This is a genomic window from Devosia litorisediminis (assembly GCF_018334155.1).
In the GTDB taxonomy this organism is placed as follows: Bacteria; Pseudomonadota; Alphaproteobacteria; order Rhizobiales; family Devosiaceae; genus Devosia; species Devosia litorisediminis.
Genome location: NZ_JAGXTP010000001.1, coordinates 1429345 through 1447010 on the forward strand (window position 1 = coordinate 1429345; position 17666 = coordinate 1447010).

A 17666-nucleotide genomic window follows, 5' to 3' on the forward strand; every position below is an offset into this window, starting at 1 on the left:
ATGCGGCAAGTGCAGGGCTGCTGAACGCTGGCAATGCCCAGATAAGGGATTGCGCGGGCATGGGTTTTGACTATTGTGCGGGCATATTTGTAACGATGATCATTTCTGGGGCAGTGTTTTGTCGGTAGATGCCTGCAAGTTGAGCATCGGCGGCCATTCGGTCCGCAATAATGCTTTTCTCGCGCCCATGGCCGGGATCACTGACCGGTCATTCCGCAAGATGGCCGAGCGCTATGGCGCGGGTATGGTGGTGTCGGAAATGATCGCCAGCAATGCGCTGGCCACCGGCAACAAGGATATGGCGCGCCGCCTGGGCAAGCCGGAAAAGCTGCCGCACATGGTGCAACTCGCCGGTTGTGAAGCCGAGTGGATGCGCCGGGGCGCCAAGCTGGCCCAGGATGCAGGGGCCGATATCATCGACATCAACTTCGGCTGCCCATCCAAACGGGTGACCAATGGCTTTGCCGGGTCTGCCCTGATGCGGGTGCCCGATCACGCCATGACGCTGGTGGACGCCGTGGTTTCGGCCACGCCATTGCCGGTCACGGTCAAGATGCGACTGGGATGGGACGATGATAGTCTCAATGCGGCCGAGATGGCCCGCCGGGCGGTCGATGCTGGCGTGCAGATGATTTCGGTGCATGGGCGCACCCGGCAGCAGTTCTACAAAGGACAGGCGCGCTGGGAACTGGTGCGGGCCGTTGTAGAGGCCGTGAACGTGCCTGTGGTGGTCAATGGCGACATTACCGACCTTGATGCGGCGCAGGAGGCCCTGCGGCTGTCTGGTGCGGCAGCGGTCATGCTGGGACGCGGCGCTCAGGGACAACCATGGCGGGTGGGGGCTATTGGCGCCCGGTTGAGTGGACACGATGTGCCCGAGCAGCCTCGGGGTGAGGTGCTGACGGCGCTGATCTGCGAGCAATATGAAGACATGCTGAGCGAGTATGGCACTGGCGTGGGACTGCGGGCTGCGCGCAAGCATCTGGGCTGGTATCTCGATGCCGCCGGGATCGTGCTGGACAAGCCCAGCCGCACAGCCTTCCTCAACAATGAGACCCCCGCGGAGGTTCTGACCATGATCCGCGAGATTTTTTCGGGCGACTGGAAGGCCGCAGCATGAGTTCTGAACAAGCCAAACAAGCTGCAGCATCCGTGCCATCGGCTGCGGTCATTCAGGCGTTGCCGCAGCCGATTATCGTGTGTGACGACAATCGACAGATTGTCTTCGTGAATTATGCAGCAGAAGCGTTCTTTGGCGCTTCGCTGAGTGTGCTGACGCGGCAGCGGCTCGATGATCTGATAGCCTTTGGCTCGCCGATCATCAGTCTGGTTGAGACGGTGGCATTGCGCCGGGCGCCAATGACCGAATACCGCGTCCGTGTCGGTTCCTCGCGCTTTGGCGATGAGCGGATTGCCGATGTGTTCGCCAGTCCGCTTTCGGACAGTGATGGCCGGGTCGCCCTGCTGATTCAGGAACGCACCATGGCCGACAAGATCGATCGGCAGATGGTGTCGCGGGGCGCGGCGCGCTCGGTGACGGGGCTGGCGTCGATGCTGGCGCATGAAATCAAGAACCCGCTATCGGGTATCCGAGGCGCAGCGCAACTGCTCGAGCAGACCGTGAGCAGCGACGAAATTCCGCTGGCGCGCCTGATCCGCGAAGAGACCGACCGGATCGTGCATCTGATTGATCGGGTGGAAGTGTTTGGCGACGAGCGACCGATGGAGCGCGAGCCGATCAATATCCACGTCATTCTGGATCGGGTGAAGCTGCTGGCGCGCAATGGCGTGGCGCGCGGAATTTCGTTCTCCGAAGAGTATGATCCATCGTTGCCACCGGTGTTCGGCAATCGTGATCAACTGATCCAGGTCTTCCTCAATCTGGTGAAGAATGCCTCGGAATCCCTTGATCGTACACAGAATCCCGAGATCAAGTTCTCTACTGCATTTCGTCCGGGCATCCGTATCAGCGTGATGGGCGTGTCGGAACGCATTTCACTGCCGCTCGAGATTGTCATCGAAGACAATGGGCCGGGCGTGCCAGCTGACATCCTGCCGTTCCTGTTTGATCCATTCGTGACGACCAAGCAGAACGGGTCGGGGCTTGGGCTGGCGCTGGTGGCCAAGATCGTCGGTGACCATGGCGGCGTGATCGATTGCGACAGCCGGCCGGGTCGGACCAAGTTTCGTATTCTGCTTCCCGTTGCGAGCGGGGCCTTTCAAGTTCCAGAAGAAGAGGGAATGGCACCATGAGCCATGTCGTCCTGCTCGCCGATGACGATGCCGCCATCCGCATGGTGCTCAACCAGGCGCTGACACGTGCCGGCTATGAGGTGCGCCCCACGGGCAATATCTCGACCATGTGGAACTGGGTCAGCCGTGGTGAAGGTGACATTCTGATCACCGACGTGGCGATGCCCGATGGCAACGCCTTTGAGGTGATGCCCAAGATCAAGAAGCTGCGCCCCGATCTGCCGATGATCGTGATGAGCGCGCAGAACACCTTCATGACCGCCATTCGGGCGTCTGAGGTGGGGGCCTATGAATATCTGCCAAAGCCATTCGACATTACCGAAGTGCTTTCGGTGGTGGCGCGGGCGCTGGCCGATGCGAAGAAGCCGACCAAGGCCGAACGTCATGCCGATGAAGCCGGTGAAACCATGCCGCTGGTGGGTCGCTCCACCGCGATGCAGGATATCTATCGTGCGCTGGCGCGGCTGATGCAGACCGATCTGACGGTGATGATCACCGGCGAGAGCGGTACGGGCAAGGAACTGGTGGCGCGGGCGCTGCATGATTTCGGCAAGCGCCGGAACGGGCCGTTTGTGGCCATCAATATGGCAGCCATTCCGCGTGACCTGATCGAAGCCGAACTGTTCGGGCATGAGAAGGGTGCCTTTACCGGTGCCAATACGCGCTCTTCGGGGCGTTTTGAGCAGGCGGAGGGGGGCACGCTGTTCCTTGACGAAATCGGCGACATGCCGATGGATGCCCAGACCCGTCTGCTGCGCGTGCTGCAGGAAGGCGAATACACGATGGTCGGCGGGCGCAGCTCAATCAAGACGAATGTGCGCATCGTGGCAGCGACCCATCGTGACCTGAGCCAGATGATCCGCCAGGGTCTGTTCCGCGAAGATCTGTACTATCGCCTCAATGTAGTGCCGATCCGGTTGCCACCGCTGCGCGAACGCATTGACGATGTCGGTGATCTGGCGCTGCACTTCCTCAAGGTTGCACAGCGCGAGGGCGAGCCGGTGAAGTCGATTTCGCCCGAGGCCATCAAGCTGATGCAGAACTATTCCTGGCCGGGCAATGTGCGCGAGTTGGAGAATCTGGTTCGGCGGCTCTCGGCGCTGTACGCCGACGAAAGCATTTCGGCCGAGATCGTGCAGAACGAACTCAATATTGCCGATCGTCCGACGGCCACAGGGCCCTCGGGACCAGTGGATGTGTCGATGGCCGTGGAAACCCATGTGGGTGATGTGCTGCGCGAATATGAGCCCAATCTGCCGCCGCCCGGCCTCTATCAGCGGGTGATTGACCGGGTCGAGGCGCCATTGATCGCCATGGCGCTCAATGCCTGTGGGGGCAACCAGATCAAGGCGGCGGACCTGCTCGGGCTCAACCGCAATACGCTGCGCAAGAAGATCCGCACGCACAGCATCGAGATCGTCAAGCACAGCCGCCGCAATTAGCGCGGGTGGCCCGGCGCTGGCGACAGTGCCGGACCCGTTGTGATCAAGACCGGATGAAGGCCAGCATGTCAGGGTTGATGATATCGGCATGGACGGTCATCAGTCCGTGTGGATAGCCCGGATAGACCTTGAGTTCGGCACCGCTGACCAGCTTTGCTGACAGGTGTGCCGAGTTGCCGATCGGCACGATCTGGTCGTCATCACCATGCACAATCAGTGTCGGGACGCTGATAACCTTGAGATCATCTGTAAAGTCGGTTTCGGAGAAGGCCTTGATGCCGTCATAGTGCGCCTTGGCGCCGCCCATCATGCCCTGTCGCCACCAATTGCGGGCCAAGGCTGTATCCACAACCGCATCAGGCCGGTTGAAGCCATAGAACGGGCCGCTGGCCAGATTGTCGTAGAACTTGCTGCGATTGGCGGCCAGTTGCGCCCGCAGGCCGTCAAAGACTTCCATGGGCAGGCCGTCGGGATAGGAGTCGGTCTTGACCATGATGGGTGGGACAGCGGCGAGCATGATAAGCTTGGCAACGCGCCCATTGCCGCGTCTGGCCACATAGGCTGCAGCTTCACCGCCTCCGGTCGAGTGACCGATATGGACGGCGTTGCGCAGGTCCAGTTTTTCGGTCAGTGCGGCAATATCGGCCACATAGTGCGCCATGTCGTGGCCGTCCGATACTTGTGTAGACCGCCCATGGCCGCGACGGTCATGGGCAATGACCCGATATCCCTGGCTGTGAAAATACAGCATCTGGGTATCCCAGTCGTCGGACGAGAGCGGCCAGCCATGGTGGAATACGATAGGCTGGGCATCGCGCGGACCCCAATCCTTGTAGAAAAGTTCGACGCCGTCTGGAGTGGTTATGAAGCTATTGGTCATTGCAAAAGGCTCCTTGAAAACGGCACAACGCCGTTGATGCAGGGCCCGTCAGTGACGGAAGCAAGATACGCGGGATCAAGGGATTGGGGCCGGGCGTGGTACCAAAGACAGAACAGACCCAGAGGCCAGCAAAACTCAAGTCACGTGCGGCTTGCTCACCCCGTCATGCTGTTTCAAATCAAACGCCTGACGGGCCATGGCGAGGTATTGTGTAGCAGCTTTGGGGCGACGGAATTGTGGCAGTTTTAGCGGGGCTGATCTGCCCAAGGTGAGTGGCTCGATGGTGGTGGACCGGTCGCTGCGCATTCGTTCAATCAGAGTGGCCTGTGGTCAGTGTCACATTTTGGCAACATTTATCTTGAAGGGTCCGCCGAATTGCGTCAGGCTCGCGGCTTGCGGCGGATATGGAGTGCCACCCGGCATTAATGAGTGACATAGCCACGATCGAGGACGAGCCAGAGCGCATCTCACACGATGCCGGCAAGAGTGCGCGCGCGCCATTGTTCAACATGCGGAACAATCGGCCCCTTCGCGTGCTGGGCTTTGTCGTGGTCGTTGCATCGGTGCTGATGTCCTCGATCTCGTTCCTGATCCTGTCGGGCACCACCAATATCGAGCCATCGACCACAGTGTGGACGGTAATCTGGATTGTCACCGGCGTGCTGGTGCTGCTGGTGATCGCACTGGTGGTCACCGAAGCGGCGTTGCTGTTCCAGGCGCGCATGCGCAAGCAGGCCGGCGCGGGGATGCAGATCCGCATGGTGACGATGTTTGCCCTGGTCGCGGCCATTCCTGCGGCAATCGTTGCCGTGGTGGCGACAATCGCACTCAATCAGGGGCTGGATCAGTGGTTCAGCGAGCGCACACGCGCCATGGTTGAGAGCTCGCGGCTGGTCGCCCGCTCCTACATGCTCGAGCACGCTCAGGTGCTGCGCGATGATATCATCTGGACGGCGACCGAGCTGGAACAGGCTAAGGATACCTACGACAGTGATCCCGAGCGGTTTCAGCGTATTCTGACCGCGCTGGCCGTGACCCGGTCATTGCCCTTTACCTCGCTGGTCAACGGGCAGGGGGAGACCCTGGCCCGGGCGCAGATCGCGGTGCAGGGGGCCTATCCCAAATTGCCCGAGGGGATCACGGTCGGGCTGGTCGAGGGCATCCCGGCGGCCATTGCACCGGGGCGGGTCAATCTGGTCGGCTCTGTGATCAAGCTGCGTGGCTATGACGACACGTTCCTGTTCGTGGCGCGACCGGTCGAAGCCGAAGTGCTCGAATATATGCGGCTGACCGACGAGAACATCACTGAGTACCGGCAATACGCCTCGAACCGGCTGGTGTTTCAGATCACCTTCACCATCATGTATGTCGGTCTGGCCGTGGTGCTGCTGCTGGCAGCGCTGTGGATCGGTATTGCGCTCGCCAACCGGTTTGTTGATCCCATTCGAAACCTGATGATTGCTTCGACACGGGTGCGTGGTGGTGATCTTGATGTGCAGGTTCCGGTGCAGGAAGGCAAGGGTGATCTGCGCGATTTGTCTAACGGTTTCAACCTCATGACGCTGCAACTTAAACATCAGCGTGAGGCACTTCTGGCTGCCAATGAAATGAACGAGAAGCGGCGACAGTTCACCGAGGCCGTGGTGGAAGGTGTGTCTGCGGGCATTATCGGACTGGACCCGTTTGGTACGGTGACGCTGGTCAATGCCCGGGCCTGCGAGATGCTGGAGCGCGACGAAATCGGACTGATGGGGGAGCGGATCGAAGTGGCAATGCCGCAGCTGGCGCCCATTCTGGAGCGGGCGCGCTCGGCGCGGCGTGGTCAGGTACGCGACCAGATTCATCTGGGCAATGAAACCGACCGCCGCACCTATCAGGTGCAGCTGACCCGCGAGGGTTCGATTACCGAGTCCAAGGGCTATGTGTTGACCTTTGACGACATTACCGATCTTGAGTCAGCGCAGCGCACCAGTGCCTGGGCCGACGTGGCGCGGCGCATTGCACACGAGATCAAGAACCCGCTGACTCCCATTCAGCTATCGGCCGAACGCCTGCGGCGCCGCTATGGCTCCAAGCTGGAGGATGATCGCGAGGTGTTCGACAAATGCATCAACACCATTGTGCGGCAGGTGGGCGATATCGGACGTATGGTCGACGAGTTCTCGGCCTTTGCCCGCATGCCTGAAGCGGCGCCGGAGATCTCGGATCTGTCCGATATCGTGCGCCAGGCGGTGTTCCTGGAAAGCGTGCGGCTGCCCGAAATCACCATTGAAACCACGCTGCCCGAGGAGGCGATCTATGCCTGGTGCGATAACCGGCTGATTTCGCAGACGCTGACCAATCTGATCAAAAATGCCGTGGAGGCATTCGAGATGGTTGATCGCAGCGAGGATCTGCAGCCCAGGATTCTTGTGGACGGGCATATTGAAGGCAATCATGCCCGGGTTTCAGTGTCCGATAATGGCAAGGGCTGGCCCAAGGAAAACCGGCAACGGCTGCTTGAGCCCTATATGACCACCCGCGAAAAGGGCACCGGTCTGGGTCTGGCGATCGTTGCCCGGATCATCGAGCAGCATGGCGGCATCGTCGAGCTGGTTGACGCCGAACCCGATGCAACCGGGCGCATCGGCGCCTGCGTTACGTTCACACTGCCTTTGCAGTCTCCCATCAAGACGTCAGCGGCAGAGGAGGGGGCTGAGTCGCCCGCTCAATCTGCCCAACAGGAGGAGTCGCTCATTTCAGCGGCTGATCAGAAGTAATGGCACTCGATATTTTGATCATCGACGACGAAGACGATATCCGCGATCTGATCGCCGGCATTCTGGAGGATGAGGGTTTTGAGGCGCGGCAGGCGCACGATGCCGATAGCGGGCTGAATGAAATTGCCCGTCGCCGGCCCAGCCTGGTGTTTCTCGACATCTGGATGCAGGGGTCGCGGCTCGACGGGTTGCAGCTGCTTGATGTGTTTCAGAGCCAGCACCCCGACATGCCGGTGGTGATGATTTCGGGTCATGGCAATGTGGAGACCGCCGTGTCGGCGATCCGGCGCGGCGCGTATGACTACATTGAAAAGCCGTTCAAGATTGATCGCCTGTTGCACATTACCCAGCGTGCCATGGAGGCGACGCGCCTGCGCACCGAAGTGGCCGAACTCAAGGAGCGGTCGGCCACCAAGAGCGCAGACATGGTGGGAACGTCCACGGCGCTGCAGAACGTCAAAGGCATTATTGAGAAATCGGCGCCGACCAATTCGCGGATATTCATTTCCGGCCCATCGGGAGCGGGCAAGGGACTGGTAGCGCGGCTGATCCATCACCGTAGTCCGCGCGCTGAATCGCCGTTTATCGAGATCAATGCGTCGCTCTATGCACCCGAGGAAGTGCCGGTCGTGCTGTTCGGGCGCGAAACGCGCGACAAGAGCGGCATTCTCAATGTCGAGGTCGGTGCACTGGAGCGTGCGCATGGCGGCACGCTGTATCTGTCTGAGGTGACGACACTGCCGGCCCAGACGCAGGCAGCACTACTGCGCACGCTGGTGGAAAACCGGTTCAACCGGGTGGGCGGTACCCAGGCCGTGCCGATTGACGTGCGGATCATCGCCTCAAGTTCGCAGAACGTGGCGGCGCAGGTGGAAAGCGGAGAATTCCGCTCCGATCTGTTCCATCGCCTGTCGATCGTGCCATTGCCGCTGATCCCGCTCAAGGAGCGTCGCGAAGACGTGCCACCGCTGGTCAACGTGTTCATCGAACAGGTGGCGCGGATGCACAATCTGCAGCGTCTGGTGGTGGGTGATGATGCGATGGCCGTGTTGCAGGCCCAGGAATGGCCCGGCAATGCGCGGCAATTGCGCAATTCCATCGAGCGGTTGCTGATCCTGATGAAGGACCAGCAACCTGAGGATGGCGTGATTACCGCCGCCATGCTGCCATCGGACATTGGCGAGGTGCTGCCAACCGTCGGTGATACCGATGCCTCGGCCCATCTGATGAGCCTGCCCTTGCGTGAGGCCCGCGAAGTGTTCGAACGGCAATATCTGCTGGCACAGATTGAACGGTTCGGGGGTAATATCTCCAAAACTGCCGAATTTGTGGGGATGGAGCGCAGTGCTTTGCACCGCAAGATCAAGTCGCTGGGTCTCTAGACAAGGCCCAATTTTTAGACCCGGCCATGCAGTTGGTCGGGTAGGCACGAAAATGCATCTGTGCCATAGTGCTTAATGTGTGGTGAATGCACACCGGTGCGGACTGGGCGGCAGTTCGATTGCCGGTAGGCGAGCAAGCGCAACGACAACAGCGACAAGCAATGCCGCGAATTAGAGGCCTCAATGCCCAGCGAAAAGCAGCAAAACCTGCAGGATTCCTTTCTCAATCACGTGCGCAAGCAGAAGGTGCCAGTCACGATCTTCCTCGTGAATGGCGTCAAATTGCAGGGCGTGATTACCTGGTTCGACAATTTCTGCCTGCTGCTGCGCCGTGATGCGCAGTCGCAGTTGGTCTACAAGCATGCTATCTCGACCATTATGCCGGGGGCACCGATCCAGCTGTTCGATCCCGAGCAGAACCAAGACAGCGACTAACGAGTTTTTATGAGCGAATTCGACGATGAAGGGGCCGTCCAGAAGGGCGGCCCAAAGGCGTTTATTGACCAGCGAGACCAGCCATTTCGGGTGGGCATTGTTGTGCCGGATGTGCGCGGGCATTTTTCGCAGCACTCCATTGAAGCGCGACAGGCCGAATTTGAGGGACTGGCCGGGGCCATCGGCCTGGACGTTCAGTTCTCCGAAGTGGTCAAGGTGCGCGAGATCAAGCCGGCGACGTTTATCGGTGGCGGTCACACCGAAACGCTGGCCGGCAAGGTCAAGGAAGACAAGATTGACCTGTTGCTGATCGATGCGCAGCTGACTGCCATTCAGCAGCGCAATCTGGAGAAGGAAACCGCGGCCAAGGTGCTGGACCGGACCGGGTTGATCCTTGAAATCTTTGGCGACCGGGCTGCCACGCGTGAAGGTGTGTTGCAGGTCGAGTTGGCGCATCTGAACTATCAGAAGGGTCGTCTGGTACGGTCCTGGACCCACCTTGAACGCCAGCGCGGCAGTGGCGGCAGCGGCTTTATGGGTGGCCCTGGTGAAACCCAGATTGAAAGCGATCGACGCCAGATCATGGATCGTATCGTGCTGCTTGAAGACCGACTGGAGAAGGTCAAAAAGACCCGCATGCAGCAGCGTTCGCAGCGCGAAGGCACACCGATCGTGGCGCTGGTGGGCTACACCAATGCTGGTAAATCAAGCCTGTTCAACGCGATGACGCGCTCGGAAGTGTTTGCCAAGGACCTGCTGTTCGCGACGCTGGACACCACGGTGCGCAAGCTGGCGCTGCCGCATGGGCGCGAGATCATGCTCAGTGACACGGTGGGCTTTGTGGCAGACCTGCCAACCGATCTGGTGGCCGCTTTCCGCGCGACGCTGGAAGAGGTGATCGACGCCGATGTGATCCTGCACGCGCGCGACATAGCCAACCCGGACCATCTGGCCCAGGCGCAGGACGTTATCAGTGTGCTGGGCGATCTGGGCGTGCTGGCCGAAACCACGCCGATCATTGAGGTGTGGAACAAGATCGACCTGTTGGGGCAGGGCGGTCTGGCGCTCGAAGACGCGCTGGCCAGTATTGCGCCGGCCAGCAAGGTTGCCGCCGTTGTGCCGGTTTCCGCGCTAACCGGGCAGGGGCTTGATGCGCTGGCGTTGGCGGTCGAGACGGCACTGGGCGAAAAAAGCCGCAGCTATCACGTGCATGTGCCGCATAGCGCCGGTGGCGATATTGGCTGGCTGCATTCGCATACCGAAGTGATTTCGCGCGACGAACCCACCGAGCAGGGCACCGGATTCATGGTGCGGGTCGAGCCACGCCACAAGACGGCGTTCCTGGAACGCTTCAACGGCCGGATCGACAGCTCAGACGCCTAGAGCTTGTCGGCGGCGCGGATTTCATTCCAGTAGCCGTCCAGGCGGTCGAGCCCGGCATCCTTGGGGTCAACGCCATCTTCTCGGCAGCGCTGCTCGACGTGATGAAAGCGGCGGGTGAACTTGAAGTTGGCGTCGCGCAGGGCGCCCTCGGCATCGACACCGGCCTGACGGGCCAGATTGGCGACAGCAAACAGCAGGTCGCCAATTTCCTCGTGCACCGCCGCCTGATCCTGACGCTGGTGCGCTTCGCTCACTTCGGCCAGTTCCTCGGCGACCTTGGCCTGCACTGACGCGAAATCGGGCCAGTCAAAGCCCACTTTGGCCGCGCGCTTGGTAAGCTTTTCGGCACGGGCCAAAGCCGGCAGGACATGGGGCACATCGTCAAGAAGGGAAGGGGTGATATCACCCTTGCGGGCCGCTTTGGCGGCGCGCTCCTCGACCTTGATGGCTTCCCAGCGACCTTTGGCCATTTCAGCGCCCTGAGCGGCGTCTTCCCCAAATACGTGTGGATGGCGGCGGATCAGTTTCTGGGTGATGCCGTAGATGACGTCACCAATGTCGAAATGGCCAGCCTCGGTGGCCATCTGGGCGTGGTAGATCGGCTGCAACAGCAAGTCGCCCAGTTCCTCGCGCAGATCATCATAATCTTCGCGCTCGATAGCGTCTGAAACCTCATAGGCTTCCTCGATCGTATAGTGGCGAATGCTGGAGAAATCCTGCTCCAGATCCCATGGGCAGCCACCATCGGGGTTACGCAGGGCGGCCATGATTTCGATCAGGCGTGAGATGTCGCGTGAGGGCTGCATGGGGACGCTTTCACTGGCTTTGGAATCACAAAGCGACGGTAACGCGTCGAGGACGGTGATGTCGCCAACCTTGCCGGGTGGTGCGGGCGAAAATTGCCGCTGTGCAGTTGCCAAGCCTGATTGTTTCGCCACGACTCCCGGTTTTCAGGGCCTGCGTGCTGACATGCAAATTGCTCAGTTGCTCACAGGTTCCAACCCGCTATGACCACGCTGACACCGGCAAGGAATGTCGGGCGTTCGATGCGCGGCGGGCACAGATCCAGTCCGTAGTGCCGCGCTGTCGCGTCTAATCGGACAGTTCCGTACGGGCACAGTTAGGTGATGGGGTCGGTGGCGTCACCGGGGTCAACAATTCGGCCTGAGCGCAAGAGTAGTAACAGGTGACCGGGCGTGCATACCGGGCACATAATTCAGATACCCGTTATTCGCATAATATATATTATGGAACTTATACGGATTTGAAAACGGCCCAGAAGGCAGCAATTTGCGTGGCTTTTTATCAGTTCGTGCCAAAATGTACGAATCCGATGGACAGATTTGACCGTTTGGTCAAAACTCGCTGCCACGACATGACCAGCCATGGCTGCCAAGGAGGACGATGTGCGTTTCGGATACAAGGCTTCTGCTGAGCAATTCGCGCCCAACACGTTGCTGAAATTCGCCATCGAGGCCGAGCAAGCCGGGTTCGACTCGGTGTTTGTCAGCGATCACTTTCAGCCCTGGAAGCATACCGACGGCCATGCGCCGTTCGCACCCGCCTGGATGGCCGCGGTGCTGGCCAAGACCGAACGGATCATATTGGGCACGTCGGTGCTGACACCGACATTCCGCCTGCATCCGTCGGTTGTGGCGCATGCCTTTGGTACGTTGGGTTCGATGTTTCCCGGCCGGGTCATTCTGGGCGTCGGTACCGGCGAGTCGCTCAACGAGGTGCCATCGACCGGCATGGTTTGGCCCGAACTCAAGGAACGGTCGGCCCGTATGCGCGAAGCTGTGGCCTTGATCCGACAGCTGTGGAGCGAGGACCGCGTGACGTTCGAGGGCGAATACTACAAGACGCAGAACGCCACGATCTATGACAAGCCCGACGAAATGGTGCCGATCTATCTGGCCGCTGGCGGGCCTTTGAACGCGAAATATGCTGGCCGCGCCGGCGACGGTTTCATCTGTACATCAGGCAAGGGCGAAGAGCTTTACGTCGACAAACTGCTGCCCAATGTGGCGCTTGGCCGCGAAGAATCCGCGTTGGCTGACAAGCCTTTCGAGCGGATGATTGAAGTGAAAGTCTCGTTCGATACCGATCCTGAGGCGGCGCTGGAGAACACGCGTGGCTGGGCGGCGCTATCGCTGACGGCGGAGGAAAAACACTCGATCGAAGATCCTGCGGAAATGGAGCGCCTCGCGTCCGAACTGCCGATTGAGCGTATTGCGAAGCGCTGGATCGTCTCGAGCGATCCGGATGAGCATGTGAGCGCCATCAAGACCTATATGGATTATGGCTTTGATCATCTGGTATTCCATGCACCAGGTGATGATCAGAGCCGCTTCCTGGCGCTCTATGCCAAGGAAATTCTGCCGCGCTTGCGCGCATTGGCGCCAGCCGGGCAGTAGCCCCCTGCCCTCGATACGGGACGATGCGATGAGTTTGCCGCGATTTACGGTGTGGGGCGTTACTGGTGTCCCCGAAATTGGTGCCGGTGATGATCTGGTCAGCCACATCCTGCAGGCCGTCGCCGCGCAGGAAGCGGACGATCCAGAAGCAGCACTGCGCGATGGCGATATTCTGGTGGTGACCAGCAAGATCGTTTCCAAGGCGGAAGGTCGGCAATTTCCTGCCGCGGATCGCGAGAAGGTCATTGCGCAGGATACGGTGCGCGTCGTGGCCGAGCGCGTGCATCCCGGTGGCGTGACGCAGATCGTCGAGACCCGTCATGGCCTGATCATGGCTGCTGCAGGCGTGGATACGTCCAATGTGCCTGATGGAATTGCCCTGCGGCTGCCAGAGGATCCCGATGCTTCGGCACGGGCGATGTGTGCTGGCCTACGGGAGCGCCTGGGGATCACGCTTGGCCTCATCATCACCGACACCATGGGGCGGCCTTGGCGCGTCGGTCAGACCGATGTGGCTATTGGCGCTGCTGGCGTGATGGTTACAGATGACATGCGCGGCGGCGTCGATGCCAATGGGCGTCCGTTGCAGGTGACCATTACAGTGTTGGCTGATGAACTGGCCGGCGCCACCGATCTGGTCAAGGGCAAGGCCACAGGCATTCCCATTGCCGTGGTGCGCGGTTTGGGTCGTCTGGTCACCGATGTCGATGCGCCTGGCGCCCGTACGCTGGTGCGTTCGGTCGATGATGACATGTTCCGCTTTGGCTCTGCCGAGGCTTATCGCCTGGGTTATGAAGCCGCGCTGGCCGAGCTGCGCGATGGCGGCCAGACCACCTCAAAACGCGTCAAACAACGGCAGGATTAAAGCCATGCGTGCCTCTTTTCTCGCGGCATTTGCCGCCGTGTCGCTGTCTGCCGCGCCAGTGCTGGCCCAGACCAGCTATCCCTTGAGCATCGAGAACTGCGGCGTGTCCGTCGTGTTCGACGCAGCGCCCAAGCGCGTGGTGACGATCAAGTCGACAGCCACCGAAATGTTGCTGGCCCTTGGTCTGGGTAACAGGATTGTCGGCGTGGGTTTTCAGGATGGTCCGGTGCCACAGGCCTGGGCGGTCGGCGCTGGGGCGCTGCCGGTGCTGGCTGAAAAGCTGCCATCGCAGGAAGTGGTGCTCGAAGTGGAGCCCGACCTCATCTATGGCGGCTGGGAAAGCAATTTTGCGGCGGACGGCGCTGGCGAACGGGCCAGCCTGGCCAGCCTGGGTGTCGCCAGTTATGTCTCGCCGGCTGCCTGTCGCTCGATCAAGCCGGCCAAGCTGAGCTTTGACGGCCTGTTTGCCGATATCGCCGAGATGGGCGCGATATTTGATGCATCTTCGGCAGCAGACGCGCTGATTGCCGAACAGCAGGAAGCACTCGCCGCCATCCCCGCCGACGATCGTGGGCTGAGCGTGCTGTGGTATTCGTCAGGCACCAAGGCGCCCTATGTCGGAGCGGGCAGCAATGCGCCGGCCATGATGATGGCAGCGCTGGGACTGAACAATATCATGGGTGATGTCGACGAAGGCTGGGTTTCGGCCAGCTGGGAAGCCATTGTCGATGCCAATCCCGACGTGATCATCCTGGTTGATGCGGCGTGGAATTCGGTGGACCAAAAGAAGCAATTGCTCGCCGAGAATCCGATTACCAGTCAGCTCGATGCGGTCATTCACGAGCGGTACCTTGTGGTGCCGTTCCCGGCCTCCGAGGCCGGGGTGCGCAATGTCGGGGCGACAGCCGATATGGCGGCGCAACTGGCGGCGTTGTCCTTCTTAAAATGAGTTTGACCCGCGGCCCTCGGATAGCGCTTGGCGCCGGGCTGTGGGCGCTATTGCTGGCGAGCGTGGTGTTGGCGGTGACCTTTGGGCCCGCCGATATAGCGCCGCAGGAGGTCTGGCAGACCATTGGCAACCATTTCGGCTTGCCGATGGACAGTCCGGTGACGCGGCTGCGCGATGCGATCATCTGGGAATTGCGGCTGCCACGCGTACTGGTTGCCGCCGGGATTGGCGCGGGGCTGGCGCTATGTGGCGCCATCATGCAGGCGCTGACCCGCAATCCGCTGGCGGATCCCTATCTGCTGGGCCTTTCGTCCGGTGCCTCGTTCGGGGCCGTGGTGTTTTTGCTAGCCGGGGCGGCCTTGCTGATGCCGATCGGGGCGTTTCTGGGTGCCGGGGCCGCCATGGCGCTGACGTTACTGATCACAAGGCTTCTGGGTGGCGCCACGCCGTCGCGGGCCATTCTGGCGGGCATTGCCATTTCAGCGCTGGCGGCAGCAGGAACATCCTTTTTGATCTTCTGGTCGGCGACGGGTGATTCCTATCGTGAAATCCTGAGCTGGTTGATGGGCTCGCTCAGTGGCACTGGTTGGGGTGATGCGGGCATTGTCCTGAGCGCCGTCGTGCTGCTCGGTGTGCCGATGCTGATGAGTGGCCGCTCGCTTGATGCCTTTGCCTTTGGTGACGCGGCGGCGGCGACGCTGGGGATCGATGTGGCCCAGTTGCGCTGGGTGCTGCTGGGTGCCACGGCGCTGCTGACCGGTGCGCTCGTTGCCATTGGCGGCGCGATCGGTTTTGTGGGCCTGATCATTCCTCATGTGGTGCGCCTGGGGACCGGTTCGCGCCATCGGGTGCTGTTGCCGGTGACCATGCTGGTGGGTGCCATCTTCATGGTGTGGACCGATACCGCAGCGCGCAGCCTGTTCTCGCCGCGTGAATTGCCGGTGGGGATCATCACCGCTCTACTGGGCGCGCCGATCTTTCTGCTCGTACTGTTGCGCTATCGGCGGGTGACATGAGCGCGGGGCTGGCGTTCAGCGAAGTGGTGGTGCGCGCCGGGCAAAGCACGCTGCTTGATGGCGTCAGCTGTGCAGCGCGCGCAGGCCGATTGACCGGTCTGATTGGTCCCAATGGCGCCGGGAAATCGACATTAATGCGGGCGGCTCTGGGGCTCGTTGCCATGGATAGCGGTTCAATTCGCTTTGGTGACGCTGATCTGCCTGCCATGGCGCGGCGGGATCGGGCGCAAATGAGCGCGTTCGTCGAACAGAGCGGCGCGAGCGAGGTGCATCTGAGTGCCCGCGAAGTGGTGATGCTGGGCCGTATTCCGTTTCAATCGCTCTGGCAATCAACGGCGGGCCCGCAGGATGATGCCGCAGCCGATGCGGCGCTGGCTGCCGTGGGCATGACCGGCTTTGCCGAGCGGCAATACCAGACGCTTTCGGGTGGCGAACAACAGCGTCTGCAGGTGGCGCGAGCCTTGGCCCAGCAGCCGCAATTGCTGATTCTGGATGAGCCCACCAATCACCTTGATGTGCATGCGCAATTGAGCATTCTCAACCTGCTGCGGCAGCGGGCGCAGGCCGGCGCGACGGTTTTGCTGGCGTTGCATGATCTCAATCTGGCGGCAGCGTTCTGTGACGAGCTGGTGGTCCTCCATCACGGCCGGCAAGTGGCTCAGGGTTCACCCCAGGCGGTGTTGACCCCTGCCCTGCTGGCCGATGTCTATGCCGTCAAGGCGAGCGTTCTGGCGCATCCGCATTCAGGACGGCCGATGATTGCCTATGATCTGCCATCTGATTGAGGGACGTTGCGCAAATGCGATTGACATTAGCGTCGGCCCCGACCAAAATTTTGATCAGCTGGTCAAATTTCTGATCGATCGATAGTCGGAGGGCTCTATGGAATTCGGAATCACCTTCAAGGGTTTCATTGAACCCGAACGGGCGCGTTACCTGGTGCGCGCTGCTGAATATGCTGGCTTCACCTATTGCTGGTTCTACGATTCACACATTCTGTGGCGCGACTGTTACGCCGCCATTGCCATGTGCATGGAACACACAACCGATATGCGGTTTGGTCCGCTGGTGACCAATCCCGATGTGCGCGACTGGTCGGTGGCCGCGTCGCTGTTCGGTTCGCTGTCCAAGCAGAGTGGCGGACGCTTTGATCTGGCTGTTGGTCGCGGCGACAGTTCGCGCCGGGTGATGGGCAAAAAGCCAGCCAAGCTGGCCCGTGTTGCGGAATTCATCGAAAAGACCCGCGCCATGGTTCGCGGCGAGGCTGTCACCTATGATGACATCCCCGAGCCCGTCCAGTTCCCGTGGGCCGTTGGCCACGACATGCCGAGCTGGATTGCCGCCTATGGTCCGCTGGCGCTGAAAACCGCCGGTGAACATGCCGATGGCGTGGTGCTGCAGCTGGCAGATCCCGGGCTATGCAAATGGTTCACGGACCAGTGTCTGGATGCGGGCAAGGCCGCAGGCAAGGATATGAGCAATTACCGCTCTATGGCTGCTGCCCCCGCCTATTTCGGCGACAAGGCCCGCGCTATCGAGGCCACGAAGTGGTTCCCCGCCATGGTGGGCAATCACGTGGCTGATATTGTCGAAAAATATGGCGCCGACAGCGATCAGGTGCCAGCCAGCCTGACCAGCTATATCGAAAAGCGTCGCGGCTACGACTATTCCAAGCATGGTCAGGCCGATAACCCGTTCCTGGATTTCATCACGCCCGACGTGGTGGAGAACTTCTGTGTGCTTGGCGAGCCCGAGGAGCACATTGCCAAGATGCATGCGCTCAAGGCTGCGGGCATCACGCAATTCAACATCTATCTCGATAGTGGCGATGAGGAAGAGATCATTGCCGGCTATGGCCGACACGTGATCCCGGCGTTTCGCTAAC

General features: G+C 60.6%; 15 protein-coding genes. 13 read left to right on the forward strand and 2 right to left on the reverse strand.

Features of this window, described 5'->3' with window-relative positions; translation table 11 throughout:
• Nucleotides 1-139 precede the first annotated feature (139 nt).
• The 3 genes from dusB to ntrC are packed head-to-tail and all read left to right on the forward strand — an operon-like array spanning nucleotide 140 to nucleotide 3695.
• On the forward strand, nucleotides 140-1120 hold the full coding sequence (gene dusB / locus KD146_RS06880; RefSeq protein ID WP_249327600.1) for a tRNA dihydrouridine synthase DusB: 981 nt from the start codon (nucleotides 140-142) through the stop codon (nucleotides 1118-1120).
• Complete coding sequence (locus KD146_RS06885) at nucleotides 1117-2253, forward strand: two-component system sensor histidine kinase NtrB (RefSeq protein WP_212657971.1); 1137 nt, start codon at nucleotides 1117-1119, stop codon at nucleotides 2251-2253. The genes dusB and KD146_RS06885 overlap by 4 nt, the downstream gene beginning before the upstream one ends.
• Nucleotides 2250-3695 carry a nitrogen regulation protein NR(I) gene (gene ntrC, locus KD146_RS06890; protein WP_212657972.1) on the forward strand — a complete coding sequence of 482 codons (1446 nt, stop codon included), beginning with the start codon at nucleotides 2250-2252 and terminating at the stop codon, nucleotides 3693-3695. The genes KD146_RS06885 and ntrC overlap by 4 nt, the downstream gene beginning before the upstream one ends.
• 43 nt (nucleotides 3696-3738) lie before the next feature.
• Here ntrC and KD146_RS06895 read toward each other — a convergent pair whose 3' ends face one another.
• Entirely contained in the window at nucleotides 3739-4575 is an 837-nt protein-coding gene (locus tag KD146_RS06895; RefSeq protein ID WP_212657973.1) for an alpha/beta fold hydrolase, read from the reverse strand.
• Between the two features lie 425 nt (nucleotides 4576-5000).
• Here KD146_RS06895 and KD146_RS06900 point away from each other — a divergent pair, with 425 nt between their 5' ends.
• The 4 genes from KD146_RS06900 (at nucleotide 5001) to hflX (ending at nucleotide 10534) form a co-directional block, all read left to right on the forward strand.
• Nucleotides 5001-7334 carry a sensor histidine kinase NtrY-like gene (locus KD146_RS06900; protein WP_212657974.1) on the forward strand — a complete coding sequence of 778 codons (2334 nt, stop codon included), beginning with the start codon at nucleotides 5001-5003 and terminating at the stop codon, nucleotides 7332-7334.
• Nucleotides 7334-8716: a nitrogen assimilation response regulator NtrX gene (gene ntrX / locus KD146_RS06905; RefSeq protein ID WP_212657975.1), complete on the forward strand. Its 1383-nt coding sequence runs from the start codon at nucleotides 7334-7336 to the stop codon at nucleotides 8714-8716. Before KD146_RS06900 ends, ntrX begins: the two co-directional genes overlap by 1 nt.
• Nucleotides 8717-8899: 183 nt before the next feature.
• Nucleotides 8900-9151, forward strand: coding sequence for an RNA chaperone Hfq (gene hfq, locus KD146_RS06910; RefSeq protein WP_046138466.1), 252 nt, complete (start codon nucleotides 8900-8902; stop codon nucleotides 9149-9151).
• Between the two features lie 9 nt (nucleotides 9152-9160).
• Nucleotides 9161-10534, forward strand: a complete 1374-nt coding sequence (gene hflX / locus KD146_RS06915) for a GTPase HflX (RefSeq protein WP_212657976.1) — start codon at nucleotides 9161-9163, stop codon at nucleotides 10532-10534.
• Here hflX and mazG read toward each other — a convergent pair.
• Nucleotides 10531-11340, reverse strand: a complete 810-nt coding sequence (gene mazG, locus KD146_RS06920) for a nucleoside triphosphate pyrophosphohydrolase (protein WP_212657977.1) — start codon at nucleotides 11338-11340, stop codon at nucleotides 10531-10533. The two genes, hflX and mazG, sit on opposite strands and share 4 nt — an antisense overlap.
• A gap of 579 nt (nucleotides 11341-11919) precedes the next feature.
• On the opposite strand from mazG, the gene fgd reads away from it, so the two are divergent.
• The 6 genes from fgd (at nucleotide 11920) to KD146_RS06950 (ending at nucleotide 17665) form a co-directional block, all read left to right on the forward strand.
• Complete coding sequence (gene fgd, locus KD146_RS06925; protein ID WP_212657978.1) at nucleotides 11920-12951, forward strand: glucose-6-phosphate dehydrogenase (coenzyme-F420); 1032 nt, start codon at nucleotides 11920-11922, stop codon at nucleotides 12949-12951.
• Between the two features lie 28 nt (nucleotides 12952-12979).
• A complete protein-coding gene (gene cofE, locus KD146_RS06930) occupies nucleotides 12980-13816 on the forward strand; it encodes a coenzyme F420-0:L-glutamate ligase (RefSeq protein ID WP_212657979.1) in 837 nt (278 codons plus the stop codon).
• Between the two features lie 4 nt (nucleotides 13817-13820).
• On the forward strand, nucleotides 13821-14765 hold the full coding sequence (locus KD146_RS06935) for a putative F420-0 ABC transporter substrate-binding protein (RefSeq protein WP_212657980.1): 945 nt from the start codon (nucleotides 13821-13823) through the stop codon (nucleotides 14763-14765).
• On the forward strand, nucleotides 14762-15781 hold the full coding sequence (locus KD146_RS06940) for a putative F420-0 ABC transporter permease subunit (RefSeq protein WP_212657981.1): 1020 nt from the start codon (nucleotides 14762-14764) through the stop codon (nucleotides 15779-15781). The genes KD146_RS06935 and KD146_RS06940 overlap by 4 nt, the downstream gene beginning before the upstream one ends.
• Nucleotides 15778-16566 carry an ABC transporter ATP-binding protein gene (locus KD146_RS06945; RefSeq protein ID WP_212657982.1) on the forward strand — a complete coding sequence of 263 codons (789 nt, stop codon included), beginning with the start codon at nucleotides 15778-15780 and terminating at the stop codon, nucleotides 16564-16566. The genes KD146_RS06940 and KD146_RS06945 overlap by 4 nt, the downstream gene beginning before the upstream one ends.
• A gap of 97 nt (nucleotides 16567-16663) precedes the next feature.
• The gene (locus tag KD146_RS06950; protein ID WP_212657983.1) at nucleotides 16664-17665 is read left to right on the forward strand and encodes a TIGR03842 family LLM class F420-dependent oxidoreductase; all 1002 of its coding nucleotides are present in this window, start codon (nucleotides 16664-16666) and stop codon (nucleotides 17663-17665) included.
• The last annotated feature ends 1 nt before the right edge of the window (nucleotide 17666 follow it).

Coding starts and splice junctions, on each gene's coding strand:
- KD146_RS06885 (WP_212657971.1), top strand. CDS start 1,117: ATGAGTTCTGAACAAGCCAAACAAGCTGCAGCATCCGTGCCATCGGCT.
- ntrC (WP_212657972.1), top strand. CDS start 2,250: ATGAGCCATGTCGTCCTGCTCGCCGATGACGATGCCGCCATCCGCATG.
- KD146_RS06895 (WP_212657973.1), bottom strand. CDS start 4,575: ATGACCAATAGCTTCATAACCACTCCAGACGGCGTCGAACTTTTCTAC.
- KD146_RS06900 (WP_212657974.1), top strand. CDS start 5,001: ATGAGTGACATAGCCACGATCGAGGACGAGCCAGAGCGCATCTCACAC.
- ntrX (WP_212657975.1), top strand. CDS start 7,334: ATGGCACTCGATATTTTGATCATCGACGACGAAGACGATATCCGCGAT.
- hfq (WP_046138466.1), top strand. CDS start 8,900: ATGCCCAGCGAAAAGCAGCAAAACCTGCAGGATTCCTTTCTCAATCAC.
- hflX (WP_212657976.1), top strand. CDS start 9,161: ATGAGCGAATTCGACGATGAAGGGGCCGTCCAGAAGGGCGGCCCAAAG.
- mazG (WP_212657977.1), bottom strand. CDS start 11,340: ATGCAGCCCTCACGCGACATCTCACGCCTGATCGAAATCATGGCCGCC.
- fgd (WP_212657978.1), top strand. CDS start 11,920: ATGGCTGCCAAGGAGGACGATGTGCGTTTCGGATACAAGGCTTCTGCT.
- cofE (WP_212657979.1), top strand. CDS start 12,980: ATGAGTTTGCCGCGATTTACGGTGTGGGGCGTTACTGGTGTCCCCGAA.
- KD146_RS06935 (WP_212657980.1), top strand. CDS start 13,821: ATGCGTGCCTCTTTTCTCGCGGCATTTGCCGCCGTGTCGCTGTCTGCC.
- KD146_RS06940 (WP_212657981.1), top strand. CDS start 14,762: ATGAGTTTGACCCGCGGCCCTCGGATAGCGCTTGGCGCCGGGCTGTGG.
- KD146_RS06945 (WP_212657982.1), top strand. CDS start 15,778: ATGAGCGCGGGGCTGGCGTTCAGCGAAGTGGTGGTGCGCGCCGGGCAA.
- KD146_RS06950 (WP_212657983.1), top strand. CDS start 16,664: ATGGAATTCGGAATCACCTTCAAGGGTTTCATTGAACCCGAACGGGCG.